Source organism: Serratia sp. FGI94 (assembly GCF_000330865.1).
GTDB classification, from domain to species: domain Bacteria; phylum Pseudomonadota; class Gammaproteobacteria; order Enterobacterales; family Enterobacteriaceae; genus Serratia_B; species Serratia_B rubidaea.
In genome coordinates this window covers 1,923,487-1,944,583 of sequence record NC_020064.1, presented here as the reverse complement: position 1 = coordinate 1,944,583, position 21,097 = coordinate 1,923,487, and the positions used below count along the sequence as shown (strand labels likewise).

The following is a 21,097-nucleotide window of genomic DNA, read 5'->3' as shown; positions in this document are numbered from 1 at the left end:
GCCTGACACGCAGGCAAACAAAAACCCGCAGCCGACGTTGAAGTTGGCTGCGGGTTTATTTTTAACGCCGGGGAGGCGTTAAGGCATCAGGCCTGCGTGCTGTTGGTACGGTTCAGAATCAGCTGACCGCTCTTGTCCAGCGGGATCTGAGTGCCCGGATCGTGATCCATGCGGATTTTGCCCTGTTGGTCGCCGATCTTGTAGGTCACGTCATAACCCAGCAGCTTCTGCGATTTGTCGTACACCGTTTTACAGCGCTGTTGCACGCTGGTGGTGGTGTCGTTGTTCTGCATCGACCCCTGGATCTGGTTGCCGGCATAGCCGCCGCCCAGCGCACCAACCACCGTCGCCACGTCACGACCGCGACCTCCGCCGAACTGGTGGCCGATAACCCCGCCGGCTACGGCGCCCAGCACGGAACCGGCAATGCGGTTCTCATCCTGCACCGGCGCACGGTGGGTGACCGTCACGTTGCGGCATTCACGCCGCGGGGTTTTGATGGTTTCATTAATCGGCTTGGCGTTGAGAACCTGCGCGTATTGTGGGCCGGAAGAAAATACGTCCAGGCTGGCAACGGCAGCAACACCCAGAGCAGCTGCGATGCCGATACCTACGCCGGCTAACATTGACTTGTTCACAGGAAATCCTCCTGAAATTGTTACCACGCATTTGCACCGGGTACATCGCCAACGTTGCACCGCGCTTATTATTTTGCGCATTGGCGGCACGGGCCTCCCGGTTTACGGCGTGCGTGCTGCGCCGTCTGTAAACACGTCAAAGTCTGCACAATCCTTATTGTTGCTGCAATAAGACGAAGTGACCAAAGATGCGGGAAAATGCATGAATAACACCTGTTTAGGAGAAATCCGAACAATCAGGCAGAAAATAGCCCGCTTTTATGCTGCACCCGCAGTGACATGGCACACATCGGTCTGCCGGCGCCAATAAAAAACCCACGCGGTCACAAAACGGCGTGGGTTGGATAACGCGCTACGGCAGAATCAGTGCATTTTCAAACGCGGACGAATCACGCGGTTGATGCCGCCCACCAGCATCATCAAGCCGGTTTTGATATAGCCGTGCAGCGCCACCTGGTGCATGCGGTACAGCGAAATGTAGACAAAGCGCGCAATACGCCCTTCCACCATCATCGAACCGCGCATCAGGTTGCCCATCAGGCTGCCGACGGTGCTGAAGCGGGACAGGGAAACCAGCGAGCCATGGTCTTTATAGACGTAAGGCTTCAGCGTCTGGCCGTTAAGCAGCGCCAGAATGTTGCTGCCACAGCGTGACGCCATCTGGTGCGCTGACTGGGCGCGCGGCGGCACGAAACCACCGCCTTCTTTCGGGCAGGAGGCGCAGTCACCGATGGCGAAGATGTTCGGGTCGCGCGTGGTCTGCAGCGTTGGCTCGACCACCAGCTGATTGATGCGGTTGGTTTCCAGCCCGGCGATCTCTTTCATAAAGTCCGGCGCTTTAATGCCCGCCGCCCACACCATCAGATCGGCCTGAATAAATTCGCCGCCTTTGGTATTGAGACCGTTGTGCTCCGCACTGGTGACCATGGTATTGGTCAGTACCCGCACGCCCAGCTTGTTCAGCTCCTGATGCGCAGCGGCGGAAATCCGCGGCGGCAGCGCCGGCAGGATGCGCTCGCCGGCTTCCACCAGCGTCACGTTCAGCGCGCTGTTGTCCAGCCCCTCAAAGCCATAACTGTGCAGCTGCTTCACCGCGTTGTGCAGCTCCGCCGACAGTTCAACCCCGGTCGCGCCGCCGCCGACGATGGCGATATTGACGCTCTCTTGCTGCCCCGGCTGCGCCGAGAACTTCAGGAACAGGTTGAGCATTTCGTTATGGAAGCGCCGCGCCTGATGCGGGTTATCCAGGAAGATGCAGTTATCCTTCACGCCCGGCGTGCCGAAATCATTCGAGGTACTGCCCAGAGCCATCACCAGGATGTCGTAAGACAGCTCACGTTCAGGCACCAGCTCGTCGCCCTGCTCATCACAGATCTGCGCCAGCTGTACGGTCTTGTTGTCCCGGTCGATATTGGTCAGCGAACCCAGTTGGAAACTAAAGTGGTGATTACGGGCGTGGGCCAGGTAGCTCAGCGCATCGACGCCGTCATCCAGAGAACCGGTCGCCACTTCGTGCAGCAACGGTTTCCACAGGTGGCTGTGGTTACGGTCGATCAACGTAACCTCGGCCTTGTTTTTACGACCGAGCTTGTGACCCAGGCTGGTCGCCAGCTCCAGGCCTCCGGCGCCGCCGCCCACAATGACGATTTTCTTGATTGGCATTGTCAAAATAACCCTCTAAATGTGAACCAATTGTTATCTAAGGGTAAACAAACAATATCCTTAGAATACATGGGGTTCGCGTAAAATAAACCTGCAATCTGCGGCCAGAATAGCATGTGAGGTTATTTGGTCATACCAAAATTGACGCATATCAAAGTTTTTTACTTAAAGGCTGGACGCGGGGCTTTTTTGACGATTGCGATTCAAATAGTTAGCGTCAGGTCACATTTTTTTGCCCCGCCGCTGGCTGCCAACATCTTTGCCAGAGCAATAAAAAAAGCCGCGCATTACCCTCATTCAGAGCAATAGTCGCGGCGGTGCGGCACGTTATAAAACTGTTACGCGAGGGTCTTGAAGGCTTTGATGCGCTGCAAATGCGGGGAGATGTTTTTGAACTTGTGCGTCTGCTGTTCGTCCCAGACAATTTCGTAGTACTTGTGCAGCAGATCGGCGCTACGCTGGCTATCCAACACTTCGTCATGGCGTGACAACACCACCAGGCAGCGATCGCGATTTTTTTCACGGAAGTCCGCCACGCACTTGGTGGCAATATCCAGGTACTCTTCCGGCCGGTCGATCTTGCCGTGCATATGCTCCTGCGGGAACAGGTTCGGGTTGAACGCCACCTGCCGGATGCCGCACAAAAAACCGATGCGCTCCGCCCAGAATCCCCCCAGCCCAACGCCGCAGATCAGCGGCTGGCGGTCCCCTTCCTGCTGCACGGCCTTGTCGACCTCCTTCAGCAGGTGCTGCATATCATGACGCGGATGCAGGGTGCTGTAGCTGATAAAGCGTACGTCCGGATCGATAAACTGCAGTTGCAGCACTTTCTCATGATTGCCGGGACTGGTGGAATCAAAACCATGCAAATAGATAATCATGTGGATCCTCGCAATAAACGGAGGGCCGGCTCTCGGCCCTCACCGGCAGCGCCGCAGGACGACGCCGTTATTGGTTGACCTCGCCGCGCTGTTTGTACTCTTCCCAGCGCTCGCTCAGCGCGCTCAGTTGCTGATGCGCCAGTTTCCAGCGTTCGGAATCGCGCAGCGCCTGACGGGTAAACTGCCCCTGATGATACAGCCGCTTAAGCTTGTCAACTTTGACCGGGGACAGGTTATCCAGCACACTGACCGCGCCGGCGCGGTTGTTGCACACCAGAATCATATCGCAGCCGGCATCCAGCGCCGCCTGGCCGCGTTCAGCGTAGCTGCCCATCACCGCCGCGCCTTCCATCGACAGATCGTCAGAGAAGATGATGCCGTCAAAGCCCAGCTCCTGACGCAGAATTTGCTGCAGCCAGTACGGCGAGCCGCTGGCCGGACGCGGGTCAGCCTCAGTATAGATAACGTGGGCCGGCATCACCGCGTCCAGCAGCCGGCGCTCAATCAGCGCGCGGAAAATCGACATGTCGTGATTGCGGATGGTCGCCAGCGGACGCGGATCGCGCGGGGTTTCTTTATGCGAGTCGGCGCTGACCGCGCCGTGCCCCGGGAAATGTTTGCCGGTGGTGCGCATGCCGGCGCTGTGCATCCCCTGTATAAAGCGTTCCGCCATCGCCAGCGCCTGCGTCGGATCCTGGTGGAAAGAGCGCTCGCCAATCGCCGCGCTAACGTGGCCGATATCCAACACCGGCGCAAAGCTGATATCGATATCCTGCGCGATCATCTCCGCCGCCATCAGCCAGCCGGCCTCCTGCGCCAGTCGCCCCGCTTCCGCCGCGTCATTGAGGGCGGCGAACGACTGCGCCGCCGGCAGGCAGGTAAAACCTTCGCGGAAGCGTTGTACGCGGCCGCCTTCCTGATCGACCGCCACCACCAGTCGATCGTGGGACGCCGCGCGGATCTGCCGCACCAGCTCACGCAGCTGCTGCGCATCGTGGAAGTTGCGGGTAAACAGAATCAAACCGCCCACCAGCGGATGCTGTAAAATTTCGCGCTCTTCGGCATCCAGCTCATAGCCGGCGACGTCTAACATTACTGGGCCCACGGCCACCTCACTTCATCAATTCATACAGAAACAGGGATCATAAACAAAAACGCCGGCGCAGCGCTGCGGCGCAACGCAAAAATTGCGCATCGCCGCTCTGCTGCCAGCGGACTTCAAACCACATCAGCATCAGGTAATCAACCCATGGCAGCCAGCGGTGCACCTGACGACTCAGCGCCGCCGGATCCCGGTAGCCCTGGCCGGCGTACTGCTGCAAAAATTCCCACTGCGCCGCGGCGGACCACTGGTTGAAACGAAACAGGGCCGCCAGTTCAAGCGCCACATCGCCGTCGCCGGCGTATTCCCAGTCAATCAGCCGCAGCCGCGTCTGCTGTTCAATCAGATTTTCCGGGTGAATATCCATATGCAACGGCGCCAGCTTCAGCGGCCGCGGCGGCGGCGTCTGCAGAAAATAGCGCTGCAGGCGCAGCCAGGCCGGGGTGATGCGCCGCCGGTCCAGCTGCTGCCAATAGCGCAGATATTGCGCCGGCAGGTTCAGCCGGTAGCCGCTGCGCGGCCGGCGGTGCAGCGCGGCAATCAGCGCCGCCAGCTCGCCCCCCTGCCGGTAGCGTTCAAACGCCTGCGGGCTGACGCTGGCGCCGTCAAGCCATTCCACCACCAGCCAGCGCCGGTCCTGCGCGAGCGGCCGCGGCCCCAGCGCGCCTGCGCTGCGGCGTAGTACACGCGCCTCGCGCCGGCGGTTCACCCCCAGCGCCGCTTTTTCCGCCCCCTGCTGACGCGCCAGCAGCACAACGCCGTCAGCGCTCTCAATGCGCCAGCTTTCGCCGGTCAGCCCGGCTACCGGGCTGAAACGACTACCGGCGGTTTTCACCGCCGGCAGTTTGTGTTGCAAGAGTCGCTGCAGTTCGGCCTCAGCGCTTAACCGCGCCATTGCCCGACCAGATGATTTCGCCGGTCTGCACCAGCATCAGCTGCATATCCAACTGCGGTGACTTCACATCGCCGCTGGCGTCGCTATACAGCACGTATTGCGCGTTGACGATGCGCGCCAGGCCAATCGCCTTGCTGCGTGAACCCAGGCTGTCTTCCGCCGACAGCCCCAGCGTCTGCTTGGCGCTGGTCAGTTGCGCCTGCGGCACCACGGTGAAGGTCTGGTTGGCGCCCAGCGCTTTATGCAGCGCCGCGGTCGCCTTGCCGGTCTGCAACGAACCGTTGGTGTTGTTTTTTACGCTGTCGAGCAGCAGCACGCTGCCCGGCGTTACGCCATCGGCTTTCAGCATCTGTGCGATCAGCGGCTGTACGCTACCCAGCCAGTTAAAACTCTGAATCTTCGGCGGCTGCGGCACCGGCTCGGAAGTCGGCGGCTCCGGCTGTTGCGGCACCGGCGTGGTCTCTTCCGGCGTCACCGGCGTGATCGTCACCGGCGCTTCCGACTGTTCAGGCGGACGCTGTGGACAACCGGTCAATACCAACGCGGCCGCTGCCACAAACAGATACTTTTTCATTATTTTCTCCAACTGGCCCGAGGATTATAAGAATAGATACAGGCGCGCGCGCTTGGCGTCAAAGTTGCCATTGATGGAATAAACCTGCGCCGTCGCATTTGGCGCCAGGGTAATGGCGCGCGGTTTTTCAAACGGACGAATATCCAGACCCTGTTCGTCATACCAATAGAAGCGGTAGCGCAGGGTTACCGAGGTCGGCTGCGTGTTGCTGAGCACCGCGGTGGCTATCACCCGGCCGGAGGCGTCGTTAACCACCGGCCTGTCGGCCAAAATGCCGGCGGTCAGCACCGACGGCTCCATCACCACCGTCTGTCGTTCATTAACCGCGATCCCCTGCGGGCTGCTGCAGCCCGTCAGTATCGCGGCGGACAGCGCCAGCGCCATTAGGCAACGCAGCGGTTTGTGATAGCGCATGGCGGCTTCCTCAATCAGTGTGACAGCATAGGGCCGAGGGCATGACCGCCCACCAGGTGCATATGAATATGATAGACCTCCTGGCCGCCGTGGCGATTGCAGTTGACGATCAGGCGGTAGCCATCCTCGGCGATGCCTTCCTGCTCGGCAATTTTCGCCGCCACGGTCATCATCCGCCCCAGCGCCGCCTCATGCTCGCTGGTCACGTCGTTCACCGTCGGGATCAGCACGTTCGGCACGATCAGGATGTGCGTCGGCGCTTTCGGCGCGATATCGCGGAAAGCGGTCACCAGCTCATCCTGATACACCACATCGGCAGGGATTTCACGGCGGATAATTTTACTGAAAATCGTTTCTTCGGCCATCTGGAATTCCTTGTTAGCGTTAAAGAAAAAGGTATACGCAGTATGAGTGACAAATTCTACCGCTTTCAACCTGATTGCGCACTTTCTACATCGAGTGGCGCAGAATCAGACAATCCTGGCGCAGCACCGCTAATTAACTGCGGCGCATGGCTGCGCATCCAGTCGGCCAGCGAATCCAGCGTCGGGCGCAGCGTCTTGCCCAGCGGGGTAATCTGGTATTCCACCCGCGGCGGCACCTGCGGAAATATTTGCCGCGTCACCAGACCGCGTCGTTCGAACTGGCGCAGCTGACGCGTCAGCTCCTTTTGTGCAATCGGCGCCACGGCGCGCTGCAGTTCACCAAAGCGCACCGGCGCGTCCATCAGGATCAGACGGTACAAAATCGGTATCGCCCACTTGCCGGACAGCAGATTGACAAAATCCACCATCGGGCACGGCTGCCCCGCAGCCGGCAGCGTCGCTAAATTTTTTTCCTGCTCGCTATGCGCAGAACCCGTCATTTCATACCTCCCAGCGCCTTAGTATCCATTCGGTACCTACTATGCAAAGGATAGTTTTGCCGTAAATAATGCCAGCAAGCTCAGCAGGAGGAAACCGTAATGACACGATTAGCAGACAAATACGCGCTGATTACCGGCGCAACCAGCGGCATCGGGTTGGAAACCGCCCGTCAGTTTATTGCCGAAGGCGCCAACGTGGCGATTACCGGCCGTTCGTCACGCGGACTGGAGGAGGCGCAACGGCAGCTGGGTAAGGCGATCGCCCTGCAAAATGACGCCGGGGATATTGCCCAACAGCGCCAGCTGGCGCAGCAGTTGGCCCAACGCTGGCCACGGCTGGACGTGCTGTATATCAACGCCGGCGACGTCACCCACCAGCCGCTGGAACTGTGGGATGAGCAACGTTACGACCGTCTGATGCATACCAACCTCAAGGGGCCGTTTTTCCTGATCCAGGCGCTGCTGCCGCTGCTGGCCAATCCAGCGTCGATTATTCTGTGCGGTTCGGTCAGCGCCCATATCGGTCTGCCGCAGAGCAACGTCTACGCCGCCAGCAAAGCCGCTCTGCTGTCGCTGGCGCGCACCCTGTCCGGCGAGCTGCATTCCCGTGGTATCCGCGTGAACAGCCTCAGCCCCGGGCCAACGGAGACGCCGGCCTTCGGCAAGCTGGGGCTGCAGGATAAGGATGAGCAAATGCTGAAGGACGAGATCCGCGCGCTGGTGCCAATCGGCCGAATGGGCACCAGCCATGAGTTGGCCAAAGGGGCGGTATTCCTCGCCTCGGACGAATCGGCGTTTATGGTCGGCACCGAGCTGTTGATGGATGGCGGCGTAAGGAATTTGTAGCCTGCATTCCCCTGCCCGTTCAATTTTATGCATCACCGTTGCACCATCAATTGTTATGTTATATTGTAACTTTTTATTTGTTTCTATCAGCAGGGAGATATACGGTGACGATTCATTTTGGCAAACTGGCGCTTGCGCTGGGAACGCTGCTTATCAGCAGCCAGGCGCTGGCTCATGCCCATCATTCACATGGCAAACCGATGACGGAAGCCGAGCAAAAAGCCGCCGCAGGCGTATTCGACGATAAACAGGTGCAGGACAGAACGTTAAGCGACTGGGATGGCGTTTGGCAGTCGGTATATCCTTATCTGCTCAGCGGCGATCTCGACCCGGTATTTAAGCAGAAAGCAGAAAAGGACAAGGGTAAAACCGTTGCCGAGCTGAAGGCCTATTACCGCCAGGGCTACGCCACCGACGTGGACACCATCGGCATTGAAAACGGCGTGATGGAGTTTCACCGCGGCGATAAAGTCAGCAGCTGTAAATACGACTATGCCGGGCATAAAATCCTGACCTACGCCTCCGGTAAAAAAGGCGTGCGCTACCTGTTTGAGTGCTCGGATGCCGGCAGCCAGGCGCCGAAATACGTGCAGTTCAGCGACCATACTATCGGCCCGCGTAAATCAGCCCACTACCATATCTTTATGGGCAATACCTCTCAGGAAGCGCTGCTGAAGGAGATGGATAACTGGCCGACCTATTACCCGTATCAGTTGGACGCCAAACAGGTGGTGGACGAAATGCTGCACCATTAAAGTGCGGCTGACTTCTATACCCAGCACGCAGGTGCATTGTCGGCTACCGCCCCAACGTCGGCAGGCCCAACCCGCCCCCGCAGCTCACCCTCACCGGTAAGTGGCTGGAGCCGCTGGGCTTTACCACCAGCCAGCGGATCGAGGTGATCGCCGAACCGGGGTAGTTTATCGTCCGGCTGACGGAATAGACATAACCGACTGACCGGTAAAGTAAAAATCCCAGCCGCAAGGGCTGGGATTTTATTTATTCAATGGGTGTTGCTACATATTCATCAAGGATATAAACATCTTCAACATTACATTCTGGATATATCCATTTTTCCCAGTTATTGACAACCCATTCAGTGCTTAAAGCCCTTCCTTCAGTTGAGCCACTTTCAGTTGGTAAAGATATTAAAATTAATCCAGCTTTATGTCCTGAAGAGACGACCAACCCATGAGTATCAAATAAATCAATAACCATAAAATCAACCCATGCTTCATATGGCCAAACGGCAGGCAGCCTAAAAACCGAACCTCTCTTTATAGATTTGTTTTTATAATCAATCAATTTCATCATTTCACCTTCAAATCATGACCGCCTGACTTATCGATACTGTTAAGAATTTTTTGCATAGCAAAATCAACTTCACCTAAATGCTTGCCTTTTGGACTAACAACTTCAAATCGTCCATGCTGCGTATCGAGAGCATAAAGGTTTCCGTCCTACCCACGATACACATCACGACCACCATTCTTTTCAGTCAGTTGATTATCCTTAACCATGCCATTCTCAGCGGCTACCTTCGGGGCTGTCTGTCTTATGATAGCTACACGCTCTCCAAGAGGAAGGTTTGCCAAGCATTTCTCAAAGGCACCGACCGCCTGCCCAGTAGCAATTTTAATGGTTGGGTCAACGGCTTTAACAACATTCGGCAATTTCTTGCCAGGCAATATAATCCCGGCAAGCAATCCACCCGTAGCTTCCAGCGCTGCCTGATTTCCTTCCGACGCCTGTACTACCGTGTCTTTCACTGCAGACCAGGTTTCACTGCTCATCAGTGCTTTAACGCTGTCTGCCACTGCCTGATTCTTACCAGACAGATCGCTCAGTGCCTTATTACAGTAGCTGTCTCCTGCTGCACACGCTGCCAGCGCCATTGCCGCATCCGCCGCGTAATCCACTGAGCCTAATGCCGCATCACCGGTATCAGCAAGGGCATTGATAATACTATTGGCGATGGAAGATGTGGCGCCTTCACCCAGTTTATCCCTGACCTGATTCTTCAGAGATTCAGCAGCCTGTTTCACCGTCTCACGGACTTTATCACCAATTTTCAACAACAACCCGGGCCAAAGCCGAGGTTGTTGTTGTGGCTACTCTTTCGGTTTCGGCGGAGATTGCTTCTCTTTACGGACTTTCATCCACGACATAAACCAGATGCCTATTCCTGCGGGGATACCGGCAGCAATTCCTACTTTAATTGAATATAGAACGTCATCTTCCCAACTAAAATAAAATGTCCCAACCTTAAACAAATAGACAAGGGAAACACCGAACCTAATTATTAATACCGTGACAATCAATATGGTTACACAATAAGCAATAAGGTAAAAAAATAGGTAAATACCAACCGTTGTAGGTTTCATTATTTACTCGCCTCCTTATCAATAATATTTTGGATCGCACTTCCTGCAGCTTCAGAACTCGCAGAACCTGCGATATTTCCCAAAACATCCGCTGCCTTGTCGGTAACAAGTGGCTTCAATTTATCAGTAACAACCTTACCAGCACCACTACCCGCTGCCGCACCAACTCCGGCACCGATCATCGCATTGGTCGGATCTCCTCCTTTAATTGTACCGCCAACATAAGCCCCCCCCGACGTTAATACCTCCCGTCACAATCGCACCTTTCCCCTGGGATAATGCCCCTGTTCCTATCGCTATCAATGCATCGGTATAACTGAACGGCTTATCACCGTTGACCGTCAGTTGGGTGCTGATATTGGCCGAACCACCAATGACTCCGCCGGTTAACATACCTCCGGCACCGGCTGCCGTTCCTGTCCCTAACGTCGCTGCCGTACTCATCAACAACGCCCATTTCTTCACCAACTCCGTCGCGGGCTGAGGTGCTCCTGTACCCAACCCTTTCGCCAGATCGCTTTGAGCCTGCGCGATTTCTGCCGTCGAGGCACCATTTTGCGCCATATACTGCCCCAGCGTAGAAGCAGCCTGACCAGCATTCATCATCCCATTCGGCAGGCTTAAGTGGTTATTTTCTACAACAACCCCGGCCAAGGCCGGGGGAAAATTGATTACTCTTTCGGGAAGGACGGTTTCTTTTTACGTTTCAATTCATCAAGTTTAGATAAAACCCAGCCACCGATTCCTATAGGGATACCACTGGCTAGCCCGACTTTACCTGAGTAAATAACATCTTCCCATCCAAAGTTAAATACTCCTATTTTGTAATAAGCGTAACCACTAATTCCTAAAACTAATAAATTGATAAACAAGAATATTACAACAACAAAATAAATAATTAGAAAAACAAACAAATAAAAATTTACCTTTGTGGGCTTAAAATTAGAGAGCATCATTTTTTCTCTCCGAGTTTATCCTGCATCTTGCTACCTACAACCTCTGAAACTACAGAACCAAGAGCTGTTCCTGCTGTCTCAGAAAGATTATCAGAAACAATGGGCTTTAACTTATCAGTAACAACCTTACCAGCACCACTACCCGCGGCTGCACCAACCCCTGCACCGATCATCGAGTTGGTCGGATCTTCTCCTTTAATTGTACCGCCAACATAAGCCCCCCCGACATTAATACCTCCTGTCACAATCGCACCTTTCCCCTGGGATAATGCCCCTGTTCCTATCGCTATCAATGCATCGGTATAACTGAACGGCTTATCACCGTTGACTGTCAGTTGGGTGCTGATATTGGCCGAACCACCAATGACTCCGCCGGTTAGCATACCCCCGGCTCCAGCAGCCGTTCCCGTCCCTAACGTCGCTGCCGTACTCATCAACAACGCCCATTTCTTCACCAACTCCGTCGCAGGCTGAGGTGCCCCTGTACCCAACCCTTTCGCCAGATCGCTTTGAGCCTGCGCGATTTCTGCCGTCGAGGCACCATTTTGCGCCATATACTGCCCCAGCGTAGAAGCAGCCTGACCAGCATTCATCATCCCATTCGGCAGACTTAAGTGGTTATTTTCTACCGTCGTCTTACCAGACTGCGCTCCTGCCAACGTATCAGCTGTGCTGCCGCCAATCAACCCTCCCGCCAGACCTGAAGCCAGCGTGGCCAGTGCCGACACCGTCTGTTTTTCTGTCTCACTCAGTTCACTTACCGGCCTGCCGTATGCATTAACCGCGATCATCCCGATAAGCTCACCCGTGGCAGCGCCACCTGCACCAACCAGCGCATTATTGCCCTGCGCCGCCGCCAATGCGGCATTCACTGCGGCGTGCGCCAGTACCTTGCCTGCATCATCCAGACCGCTGCTGCCGATGATATTCGCAATATACGGCGCTGAACCGCCCGCTATGGCCTTCGTCAGATCTCCGCCGGCCAGCCCCTGAATGACCGCTGTCGCCGCCTGCATTGCACGCTGTACCTTGCCGCCCGTACCAAAACCAGAGTCATTCAGCGCCTGATTGTATGCCGTTTCATAGGCCTGCTTCTGAATCGCTTCTGCCGTCGCCGGCTTGCCTTCTTTTTCCAGTTTTTCCCTGGCCGCTGCCAATGCAGCCGGGTCTTTCTGTTTCTCCCTGGCTTCTTTCGTCGCTGCTATCGCACCTTCCGTCTCTGCAATATTCATCAGTTGGCTGCCAATTTCGCCAATCAGCTGCGCTTCCTTCAGCCGGTTCTGTTCCTTCTCCTTATCAAATATCGGGCTTAACGCCTGATTGGCGTGCTCCACATCGCGGCTCAGCTCGTTAACATCCTGCTGCTGCTTGCCCGGGTCGCGGATAACTATCGCGCCCTCGCTCACCGCCGATTTCGTCGTCGAACTGGCATGCCCCTCGTTGTTCGCGCCCACCAGCAGGTTGTTCGCCACGTTCCCCAGGAACTGGCCGCCAACGTTGCCGCTGGTGCTCACACTCACGCTCTGGTGCTCGGTCTTAAAGTCCGCCTGATTGTGGATATCCTTAAAGCCCAGCGTTCCCGTCTCCAGCCGGTTCTTGTCCGCCGTCGCCGTACTGCCTATCACCGCGCCGTCCAGCTGCGTATGCTCGCCCACCTTGACGTCAAAACCGCCCTTGCCGGCAAAAATACCCGTCTGCTCCTGCACGCTGTCGTAGTTGCTGTGCAGTTTGTCGCGGCTGGCGCTGACACCCGCCGATGCGTTCATTGAACCAAAGGTGAAGCTGCCCCCGGCGCTGCCGCTCTGCTGCTTGGCATCGTAACGGTCGCTGTCCCGCTCCGAGGTCAGCGACAGGTTGCGACCGACGTCCGCGCTCACCTGCTCGCCGCTCACCTGCGCGCCCTTCAGCGTGGTGTCGCGTCCGCTGCTGATGTTGACCCGCTGGCCCGCATTGACCGTGGTTTCCCCGTGCGTTGTGCCGTTGCCGCTCTCCGAACCTTTGCCCTTGTTGACGCTGGCGGAGACGCTCAGGCCCGCGCCGCCGGAGCCTACGCCAAGTCCCAGACCGACGCTGCCGCCCTTGCTGCTGTTTTTACCGGTCAGGAACTCGGTGTTCTTCGCCGATACCAGGTTCACATCCCGCGCCGCTTCCAGACTGACGTCCTTGCCCGCCTGCAGCTGGCTGCCCGTCACGTTGACGTCGCCCTCTTTGGCGCGGATTGTCAGGTTGTCGCCCGCCGTCAGGCTGCTGCCCTGCGCGGTGCTCTGTCCGCTGTGCTGTACGGACTTGGAAGACTGGCTGCCGTAAGACAGGCTGATCCCCACCGAATTGTTGTTCGACGGATCGTCCCCCTTCGCCGCATCCATTCGCCCGGCCTGCATCGCCTGTACGCCGGACAGCGCCGCCTTGGTGCCCTGCAGCGCCTGCAGGCGGCCGCTGCTCTCCTTGCGCGCCTGCTGGGCGGTGCTGACCGCGGTATTCAGCGCGCTGCCCACCGCGCCCGACAGCGCCACGCTCAGCCCGCTCTGCTTGGTCTCAAAGGTTTCCGTGCGGGTGCGCTGGTCGTAGCCCGGGTCGATCTGCACGCTGTCGCCGCTCAGGGTCATATCCTTGCCGGCCACCAGATCGGCGCCGCCGATATGCAGCTGCTTGCCCGCGCTGATGGTCACGTTGCCCTGATTGCTGCCCACCGTGCTGACGCTCTGGCTCTGGGTGACGCCCTTCTCGTCAATCTGATGCCGGCTGGACTGGCTGCCGAGGGTGAAGCCCAGTCCGCCGCCGCCAAGTAGGCCGCTCTTTTTCTTCTCTTCCAACAGGTAGTGCGCATCGGTCTCGGTGGCGGCGGAAATATCGACGTTGTTGCCCGCCTGCAGGTTGACGTCATGGTCGGCGGCAATCGCCGAGCCGCTCACCGTCAGATCGTTGCCGGCGCTGATGCTGACGCTGTCGCCGCTCAGCAGGCTGCCCTGCTCGCGCGTCACCCGGTCGTTTTTCACCGTGCGGCTGCTTTGCTTCTTCAGGAAGCCTTTCTTCTCGGCGCGCTCCTCCGAGTACGTCGCCTCGCTTTCGGTGGCGCTGCTTAGCGTAACGTCATTTTTCGCCTGCAGGGCGATCGCCCCGTCCTCGCTGTGCAGCGTGCTGCCGGTGACCGTCACGTCCCCGTCGCGCGCCACCACCGTCACGCCGCTCTGGCCGCTGAAGGTGCTGCCCACCGCGTCGCTGCGCGAACTCTCTTCCTCGCGCCGGCTCTTGGTCTTGCCGACCCGTTTGTTCTCGCTGTCGCGGTCGTTAACCTGCTGCCGCGCCTCTTTGAGGGTCACGTTCTGCCCGCTCAGGCCGATGCCTCCTTCCTGGCTGTCAACCTGCGCGCCCTCCGCCAGCAGGTTGTTGCCCGCCGTCAGCGTCACGCCCTGGTCGCCGCTCAGGGTGCTGAGCTGCAGGCGCTCTTCCTCACGGCTGTTCTTCACCGAGGAGGTGCGGCTGTTGGCCGTCAGCTGCGTGCTGTTGGTGGTGCTCTCCGCCAGCAGTTTAACGTCGCCGCCCGCCTGCACGCCGAGCTGGCCGCCGGCCTTGGCCTGGCTGCCCTGCAGCGTAATATCCCGCCCGGCCTTCAGCGTCAGGTTGTTGCCGGCGCTGAGCGTGCTGCCCTGCGCCTGCTGCCACTCGCCGCTGACCTGCGCCATCCGCGAGCCGGCCTCTTCCATCCCGCCGCTGGTGCGGTTGCCCATCGCGCCGGAAATCACCTGCAGATCCGCCGTGTGGCTGCTTCTGGCGGCGCCGATCTCCAGATTGTTGCGCGCGCTCAGGCTCAGGTTCTGCGTCGCGTCCAGCTTCGCCCCCTGCAGGCGGATATCGCCGCCGCTCAGGCTGATGTCATTGGCGCTCATCGACGCCTGACGCAGCGCGTCCTGTAGGTTGGTGCTCATGGTCAGGCTGTCCGCCTGCACGTTGATGCTGTCGGCGCGGATATCGCCGCTCTGATGCATAAACTGACCGGCGTCGATGGTCAGCGCCTTATCGGCAAACAGATTGCCGGCGTTGTTGATGCTGCCCGCCGACAGCTGCAGCTCGCCGCCGGCGATCAGCGCGCCGTCGCCGTTCAGGCGCAGCGTGTCATTGGCCAGATAGACCTTCGGCACCCATACCGTCTGCGGGCCATGGGCGGTCTGCACCGTTTCACTCACCAGCCAGACGATATCCTGCGTCAGCGCCGCAATCTGCTCAGGGCGCAGCGCCACGCCCGGCACCAGCTGGAAGTCCTGCGCCACCTTGATGCCGTTGTTCATCAGGCGCTGGTACTGCGCCATCGCGTCTTCGCCGCGCACCGACGGCCGGCCGGTCAGCGTCAGCATCTGCTCGCGCACCAGGCGCTGCTCATAGAAGCCGTCGCCCAGGCGCTTATGCACCTGCGCCGGGTCGTAGCCCACCCGCTGCAGCATATAGTCGCTGCTGATAAATTTGCTGCGGCTGGTGAAACGCTCGTCGGTCACCACCAGATACGGGCTGTCCGCTGCCAGATGCTGACGGAACAGGCCGTTGTCCGGGATCGCGGTCGCCACGTCGCCCAGATGCTGCTTGTCGGTCAGCGCCAGCTCGCCCGGCGTCAGCGGCCGGCCGCCGGGGGTCAGCTGCGTATCGCCGGACTGCCACGCCACGCCGTCGACCGTCACCGCCAGCGGATTGCGCTCCAGCTCCGCGCGCTCGGCCTCCGCCGCCTGCTGCGCCGCCGCCACGCTGCCGATCTGCGCCTGGTTGACCGTGGTGTTCTCAATGCTGGCGCCGCGAATAGCGACGCTGCCGTTGCCGCTGATGATGCCGTCAATGGTGGTCAGCGCCGTGGTCTCGTCGCGGTTAAACGTCGGGTACCAGTGGTGGGTATCCTTGTCATAGTGGTCGACGATATATTCCTGCCGCCGCTCGTTGACCGAATAGCCGCGGTTGATCACCGTGCCGTCGCCGTCAATCGTCAGGTTGCCGTTGGCGGCGAGGGTGCTGGCGTCATTCAACAGCTGGCTGGCGATGCGCAGCACCATATTGCCGCCCGCCAGGATCTGCCCGCCGATGCCGGCGGAAACCAGCCGGTCACGCGTGACCGTGCCGGTGGTGGTGCGCTCGCGGAAGTTGCTGTAATCGGTCACAAAAGGCGCGTTGATGATATCGAGGTGTTTCTCCGGATCCCACTGTTCCAGACGCCCGCGATCGTGCTCGCGCCACACCGTATTGTGGTACGGCGTCGGCACGCGGTTCTGCCGGAAGCCGCGCGTCTCGTAGAAGGTCATGGCGTAGCCGCCGTCGTCGTTCGGCGTCAGCGCCAGGTAGTTGACCCAGACCTCCAGCATCTCTCCCTGCGCGCTTTTTACCCGCACCTGCGCGCGTTTGCCCGCCGGGTCAATCGCCAGCAGGGTGCCGTAAGGGTTGCTGTCCGCCGCCGCGTCATCGCGGAACGTCAGGTTCTGCGTGGTCGGCGCCATGGTCTCTTTGTCGGGGTTGACCCTGGAGCCGTAAGAACGCCAGTAGTAGTTGTAACGGTGCCACGTGTAGTCGCTGCTTTCCGCCTCGCGCTCAATCTCCAGCCCTTCACGCAGGTTGTCCAGCCGCTTGGCCTCCACCGTCACGTCGCCGTCCGCCTCAATATTGCTCGCCCGGTTCTCAATCAGATCGCCGCTGCCCAGATGCAGGCTGCCGGCGCTGTAGATCAGGCTGCCGTCGCGGTTGGTCAGGCGTTCGCCGGCCTGCAGCTGCAGCCGCTCGGTGGCGGCGATCACCGCATCGCGACCGTGGTTGTCGATCGTTTTAGCGCGCAGCGTAATGTCATCGCCCATCACCGTCGCCAGGTTATCCAGCGTGTCGGCGTCCACCGTCATGCTGTCAGCCTCCAGCCGCCCCTTGTTCAGCAGCGCGCCGGTCGTCAGCCGCAGCGTTTTGCCCACCAGCGAGCCCAGGTTGGTGATATGCGTGCCGTTGACGGTCAGGCTGCCCGGCAGCAGCCACTGTGTCAGGTTGGTCAGGCCGCCGGCCAGCGTCAGCGTCAGCGCTTCGTTGCTGCTGAGCGTATCGCCGGCGCGCTGGGTGTAATCCTGCTGCAGCGACAGCGTCAGCGCCTGCTGGCTCAGCAGCGTGCCGCCCTGGTTGTCCAGCGTGCCGGCGTCCACCGCCAGCGTGGCGCCGCTCTGGATCAGCCCGCCCTGGTTCAGCAGCTGCAGAGCGGAGACGGCGCGCTGCTGGCCGTTAATCGCCAGCGCGCCGTTGGCCACGATGCGCCCCTGCGGGTTGTTCAGCGTATCCAGCAGCGACAGCGTCAGCGAACCGGCGCTTTGCAGGCGGCCGCCGCCGTTATCCAGCGTCTGCGCGCTTACGTCGGTGTGCGTCGTGCCCATCAGCAGGCCGCCGTCGCGGTTGTTCAGGCCGCTGCTCTGCAGCGACAGCCGATCCTGGCTGGTGACGGCGCCGCCGCGGTTATCGATCTGCGCCACCTCCAGCCGCTGGGCGCCGGTGGAAACCAGCTGCCCGCCCTGGTTGTTCAGCTGCTGGCCGCGCAGCGTCAGCGCCTGACCGCTGTGGATCTTGCCCTGCTGGTTATTCAGCAGGTCGATACGGTAGTCGCCGTCGCCCTGACCAATCAGCGTGCCGTTCAGGTTATCCAGCCGCCCGGCGATCAGCGCCAGCGAGCCACGGCTGCTGAACACCCCTTCGCGGTTCTCGACCTGCTGCGCGCTCACCTGCTGCGCGCCGTTGCTTCTGATCGCGCCGCGGGTATTGTCCAGCAGCCCCAGGATCCGCAATGCCACCTGCTGCTGGCCATCCAGCGCGCCGCCTTCGTTAAGCAGCGACTGCGCGTCGAGCTGTAGTTGCTCCCCGCTCTGCAGCCGCCCCCGGCGGTTATCCAGTGCGCCGTTCAGGTTCAGCCGCATCGCCCGCTGGCTGTAAAGCAGGCCGCCCTGCTGGTTGTCCAGGCGCTGCGCCGCCACGCTGAGCGCGTCACCGGCCAGCAGCTGACCCGCCGCGTTGTGCAGCGTGCCGGCGGCCTCACCCGCGTTCGCGCCGCGCAGCGCCAGCTGCCCCTGCGCGCTGAGCTTACCGCCGCGGTTATCCACATCCTGGCCGATATGCAGCGCCAGCGCCCCGGCCGACTGGATGCTGCCGCCCTGATTGTCCAGCCCGGCGCTCGCCAGCTGCGCATCCTGCTGGCTTTGGACGCTGCCGCCCCGGTTGTCAACATGCCGGGCGACGGCGAACCAGCCGCCCTGGCTGCCCATCCAGCCCTGATGGTTCAGCAGATCTTCCGCCCGCAGGGTCTGTGACAGCTTGCTGAAAATCTTGCCGTCGCCGTTATCCAGCTGGCGGGTAAACTGCATATCCAGCGCGTCCAGCGACTGCACCGCGCCGCCGGCGTTCAGCAGGCTGTCGGCGCGCACCCGGGTCGCTCCGCCGCCCTGCAGCGTGCCGTCCCGATTATCCCAGCCGCCGTCCAGCGCCAGCGTCAGCGCCTGCCGGCTCTGCACCCGCCCCTGCTGCCGGTTGCTCAGGCTGCCGCCCTGCAGCGACAGATCGCCGTCGCTGAGCACCTTGCCGCCGTCGTTGTTCAGCCGGCTGCCTGCAGCGCCCTGCCAGCTCAGCCCCTGCTGTGCCGTTAACAGCCCGCCCTGGTTGCTGACGTTGCCGGCGCTGTTGAGCGTCAGCGCGCCGCCGGACTGCAGCCTGCCGCCGTCGTTATTGATCTGGCGGGCGGTAACGGTCGCCCGCCGGCCGCCGGTGGCGCGCCCGCCGCGGTTATCCCAGTCGCCCGCGCTGTTAATCGCTAATTCATCGCCCGCTTCCAGCAGCCCCTGTCGGTTGTCCAGCCCTGTGTGCGCCGTCAGCTGCAGCCCACTCTGGCTGACCAGCCGGCCCTGCGCGTTGTCCAGGCTGTGCGCCGCCAGCTGCAGCCCTGTGCCGTTGATATCACCGTCGCGGTTGGTCAGCGCGCCGCCGGCGTTCAGCGTCAGCTGCCGGCCGGCCAGCAGCTGGCCGCGATCGTTGTCGATCCCCGCCGCCGAGCGAAGATCCAGCGTCGACTGGCTCTGCACCACGCCGCTCTGGTTGTGCAGCTCGCCGGCCGTCAGCGTCAGGCTGCCGTTGCCGCCCAGTACGCCGCCGCGGTTATCCAGCAGGCCGCCGACCCGCCAGCGCTGCGCCGCACCGTCCAGCGCCACCAGACGCCCGCGCTGGTTGTTCAGCAAGGCGGTATCCAGCTGCAGTCCCCGGGCCTCAATGCTGCCGTCGCTGTTGTCAAACAGGCCGTTCAGCGCAAAACGGCTGTCGCCGTCGCCGCTCTGCGACCAGATCGCGCCCTGGCCGAACAGGCTGTTGCCGCTGACGTCCCAGCGCCCGGCCTTGATGCGCGCCTGCTGCGCGTCGATATCGCCCGTCGCGCTGAGCGCCAGCGCCCGGCTGTCCAGCGTGGCCTGCCGCAGCGCTACGCCGCCTGCTGCGGCGCTGACCTCAGTGCGGCGCGCGCTGAGCGTCGCCTGGCTGAGGTCGGCCTGCCGCCCGCTGACCTTCAGCGTTTTTTTACTCAGTAATTTGCCGCTGGCCTGCACTTCGCCCTGGCTGGCCAGGGTCAGATCCGCCTCGCGCACCAGTTGGCTGTTAATGTCGCTGCCGGCCAGCAGGTTGCCGCTGCTGCGGATGCCGCGCGCGGCGTTAAGCCGCACGTCGCCGGCCGCCGCCAGCGTGCCGGACTGGCGCAGCTCGCCGTCACGGCTCTGCACCGAGAGCGTGCCGCCGCTGTGCAGCTTGCCGTGGTAGTCAATGTCGTCGCGGGCGGCCAGTTGGATATCGCCGCCGGCCTGGGTGACCGCCTCCTGTTTTGCCGGCTGCCAGCTCAGTTTGCCTTCGCTGCTGACGGTCAGCGTTTTGCCCGCCTGCAGATGGCCGCCCTGATTGCGCACGCCGACGCCCGCTTCGGTGCCGATCATCTGGATATAGCCGCTGTACATGCCGCCCATCTGGCCCATATCGATCGCCAGTGCCGGTTTTTTATCGTCGGCGGCCAGCGGCGTTACCGCGCTGCCGTCGGCGCTGACGCGGTTGCGCCCGGCCACCACCGTCAGCCCCTGTTTGGCCCAGACGCCGGCGTTCACGTCCACCGCGCGCGCCAGAATATCGACATATTCGGTGTCGTGGCGGGCGTCGCCGTTCAGGCCGCCGCCTTCGATGCGCACCATGCCGCGCTCCACCTGATAACCGCCCAGGCTGCCGTCGGCGTTCAACTGCGGCTTACCGGTGGTCAGCGTCATGCGCCCGGCGTTGATGGTGCCGCAGCCGTTACAGACAATCCCCGCCGGGTTGGCGACGATCACCTGCGCCCGGCCGCCCGCCACTTCCAAAAAGCCGCGCAGCTGACTGGGGTTGTTGCTGTTGACTTCGTTCAGGATCACCCGCGCCGGCGCGCCGTTGGGGGTCAGGTTCGGGTTGCCCTGGATCATGCCCCCCAGTTGGGTTGCGGTCATCGTCGCCGAGTTATTGAGGATCGCCCCCTGCCGGTCGACGTCGAACTGTTTATATTTGTTATGCGACACCCCGGCCTGGTTGGGCGCGGTGATATTGATCTGCGGCAGCCCGTTCTGGGTGGCGATCACCTCAGGACGCTGCCCCGCCGGACCGTCGGCGACGATGCCGCCCGCCAGCGCCGGGCCGGCGAACAGCGCCAGCCCCAACAGCCACACCGCACGGCGCACCGTCACCCACAGGCGCGGCGCATGCCCGCCGCGGCTCTGGCCCGGTTCGGTGCTGCAGCTGCGCGCCAGCTCGGAAACCACCCGCAGCTCCCCGTGAGTGCGGCTAAAGATCAGGCGATAGCAATGTTTATTCATGAATCACGTCCGTGTAAAAGATCTAT

General features: G+C 60.6%; 19 protein-coding genes and 1 pseudogene. 3 read left to right on the top strand and 17 right to left on the bottom strand.

Going from position 1 to position 21,097, the window contains the following annotated elements; genetic code table 11:
* Positions 1-86 precede the first annotated feature (86 nt).
* From D781_RS08865 to D781_RS08825, 9 genes are all read right to left on the bottom strand, one after another.
* Positions 87-638 carry a glycine zipper 2TM domain-containing protein gene (locus D781_RS08865; protein WP_015671975.1) on the bottom strand — a complete coding sequence of 184 codons (552 nt, stop codon included), beginning with the start codon at positions 636-638 and terminating at the stop codon, positions 87-89.
* 363 nt (positions 639-1,001) lie between these two features.
* Positions 1,002-2,306, bottom strand: coding sequence for an NAD(P)/FAD-dependent oxidoreductase (locus tag D781_RS08860; RefSeq protein ID WP_041411773.1), 1,305 nt, complete (start codon positions 2,304-2,306; stop codon positions 1,002-1,004).
* Positions 2,307-2,638: 332 nt separating this feature from the next.
* Positions 2,639-3,181 carry an alpha/beta hydrolase YcfP gene (gene ycfP, locus D781_RS08855; RefSeq protein ID WP_015671973.1) on the bottom strand — a complete coding sequence of 181 codons (543 nt, stop codon included), beginning with the start codon at positions 3,179-3,181 and terminating at the stop codon, positions 2,639-2,641.
* Positions 3,182-3,248: 67 nt separating this feature from the next.
* Positions 3,249-4,274 (bottom strand): beta-N-acetylhexosaminidase, encoded by a 1,026-nt coding sequence (gene nagZ, locus D781_RS08850; protein WP_041411772.1) that lies wholly within the window; start codon positions 4,272-4,274, stop codon positions 3,249-3,251.
* A 49-nt stretch (positions 4,275-4,323) separates the two neighbouring features.
* On the bottom strand, positions 4,324-5,178 hold the full coding sequence (gene thiK, locus D781_RS08845) for a thiamine kinase (protein WP_015671971.1): 855 nt from the start codon (positions 5,176-5,178) through the stop codon (positions 4,324-4,326).
* Entirely contained in the window at positions 5,159-5,752 is a 594-nt protein-coding gene (lpoB, locus tag D781_RS08840; protein WP_015671970.1) for a penicillin-binding protein activator LpoB, read from the bottom strand. Before lpoB ends, thiK begins: the two co-directional genes overlap by 20 nt.
* Before the next feature lie 24 nt (positions 5,753-5,776).
* The gene (locus D781_RS08835) at positions 5,777-6,166 is read right to left on the bottom strand and encodes a YcfL family protein (RefSeq protein WP_015671969.1); all 390 of its coding nucleotides are present in this window, start codon (positions 6,164-6,166) and stop codon (positions 5,777-5,779) included.
* 14 nt (positions 6,167-6,180) lie between these two features.
* On the bottom strand, positions 6,181-6,531 hold the full coding sequence (gene hinT, locus D781_RS08830) for a purine nucleoside phosphoramidase (RefSeq protein ID WP_015671968.1): 351 nt from the start codon (positions 6,529-6,531) through the stop codon (positions 6,181-6,183).
* A 65-nt stretch (positions 6,532-6,596) separates the two neighbouring features.
* Positions 6,597-6,959: a helix-turn-helix domain-containing protein gene (locus tag D781_RS08825; RefSeq protein ID WP_233494134.1), complete on the bottom strand. Its 363-nt coding sequence runs from the start codon at positions 6,957-6,959 to the stop codon at positions 6,597-6,599.
* 171 nt (positions 6,960-7,130) lie between these two features.
* On the opposite strand from D781_RS08825, the gene D781_RS08820 reads away from it, so the two are divergent.
* From D781_RS08820 to D781_RS22640, 3 genes are all read left to right on the top strand, one after another.
* Positions 7,131-7,877: an SDR family oxidoreductase gene (locus D781_RS08820; RefSeq protein ID WP_015671966.1), complete on the top strand. Its 747-nt coding sequence runs from the start codon at positions 7,131-7,133 to the stop codon at positions 7,875-7,877.
* 104 nt (positions 7,878-7,981) lie between these two features.
* Positions 7,982-8,632: a metal-binding protein ZinT gene (zinT, locus tag D781_RS08815; protein WP_015671965.1), complete on the top strand. Its 651-nt coding sequence runs from the start codon at positions 7,982-7,984 to the stop codon at positions 8,630-8,632.
* Between the two features lie 35 nt (positions 8,633-8,667).
* Positions 8,668-8,796: a SymE family type I addiction module toxin gene (locus D781_RS22640; protein ID WP_071823877.1), complete on the top strand. Its 129-nt coding sequence runs from the start codon at positions 8,668-8,670 to the stop codon at positions 8,794-8,796.
* A gap of 80 nt (positions 8,797-8,876) precedes the next feature.
* Here D781_RS22640 and imm45 read toward each other — a convergent pair whose 3' ends face one another.
* The 8 genes and pseudogenes from imm45 to D781_RS22225 form a co-directional block, all read right to left on the bottom strand.
* The gene (imm45, locus tag D781_RS22635) at positions 8,877-9,188 is read right to left on the bottom strand and encodes an Imm45 family immunity protein (protein ID WP_015671964.1); all 312 of its coding nucleotides are present in this window, start codon (positions 9,186-9,188) and stop codon (positions 8,877-8,879) included.
* Positions 9,188-9,322: pseudogene (locus tag D781_RS24105) on the bottom strand (hypothetical protein); the annotation flags it as partial. The gene imm45 and the pseudogene D781_RS24105, both read right to left, overlap by 1 nt.
* Positions 9,323-9,337: 15 nt before the next feature.
* Entirely contained in the window at positions 9,338-9,952 is a 615-nt protein-coding gene (locus D781_RS23405; RefSeq protein WP_233494122.1) for a hypothetical protein, read from the bottom strand.
* Between the two features lie 36 nt (positions 9,953-9,988).
* Positions 9,989-10,261, bottom strand: a complete 273-nt coding sequence (locus D781_RS08805; protein ID WP_015671963.1) for a hypothetical protein — start codon at positions 10,259-10,261, stop codon at positions 9,989-9,991.
* Complete coding sequence (locus tag D781_RS22235) at positions 10,261-10,443, bottom strand: hypothetical protein (RefSeq protein ID WP_051032577.1); 183 nt, start codon at positions 10,441-10,443, stop codon at positions 10,261-10,263. The genes D781_RS08805 and D781_RS22235 overlap by 1 nt, the downstream gene beginning before the upstream one ends.
* Before the next feature lie 22 nt (positions 10,444-10,465).
* Complete coding sequence (locus D781_RS22230) at positions 10,466-10,825, bottom strand: hypothetical protein (protein ID WP_124014442.1); 360 nt, start codon at positions 10,823-10,825, stop codon at positions 10,466-10,468.
* A 107-nt stretch (positions 10,826-10,932) separates the two neighbouring features.
* Positions 10,933-11,217 carry a hypothetical protein gene (locus D781_RS08795; RefSeq protein WP_015671962.1) on the bottom strand — a complete coding sequence of 95 codons (285 nt, stop codon included), beginning with the start codon at positions 11,215-11,217 and terminating at the stop codon, positions 10,933-10,935.
* Complete coding sequence (locus D781_RS22225; protein ID WP_015671961.1) at positions 11,214-21,071, bottom strand: hemagglutinin repeat-containing protein; 9,858 nt, start codon at positions 21,069-21,071, stop codon at positions 11,214-11,216. The genes D781_RS08795 and D781_RS22225 overlap by 4 nt, the downstream gene beginning before the upstream one ends.
* Positions 21,072-21,097 lie beyond the last annotated feature (26 nt).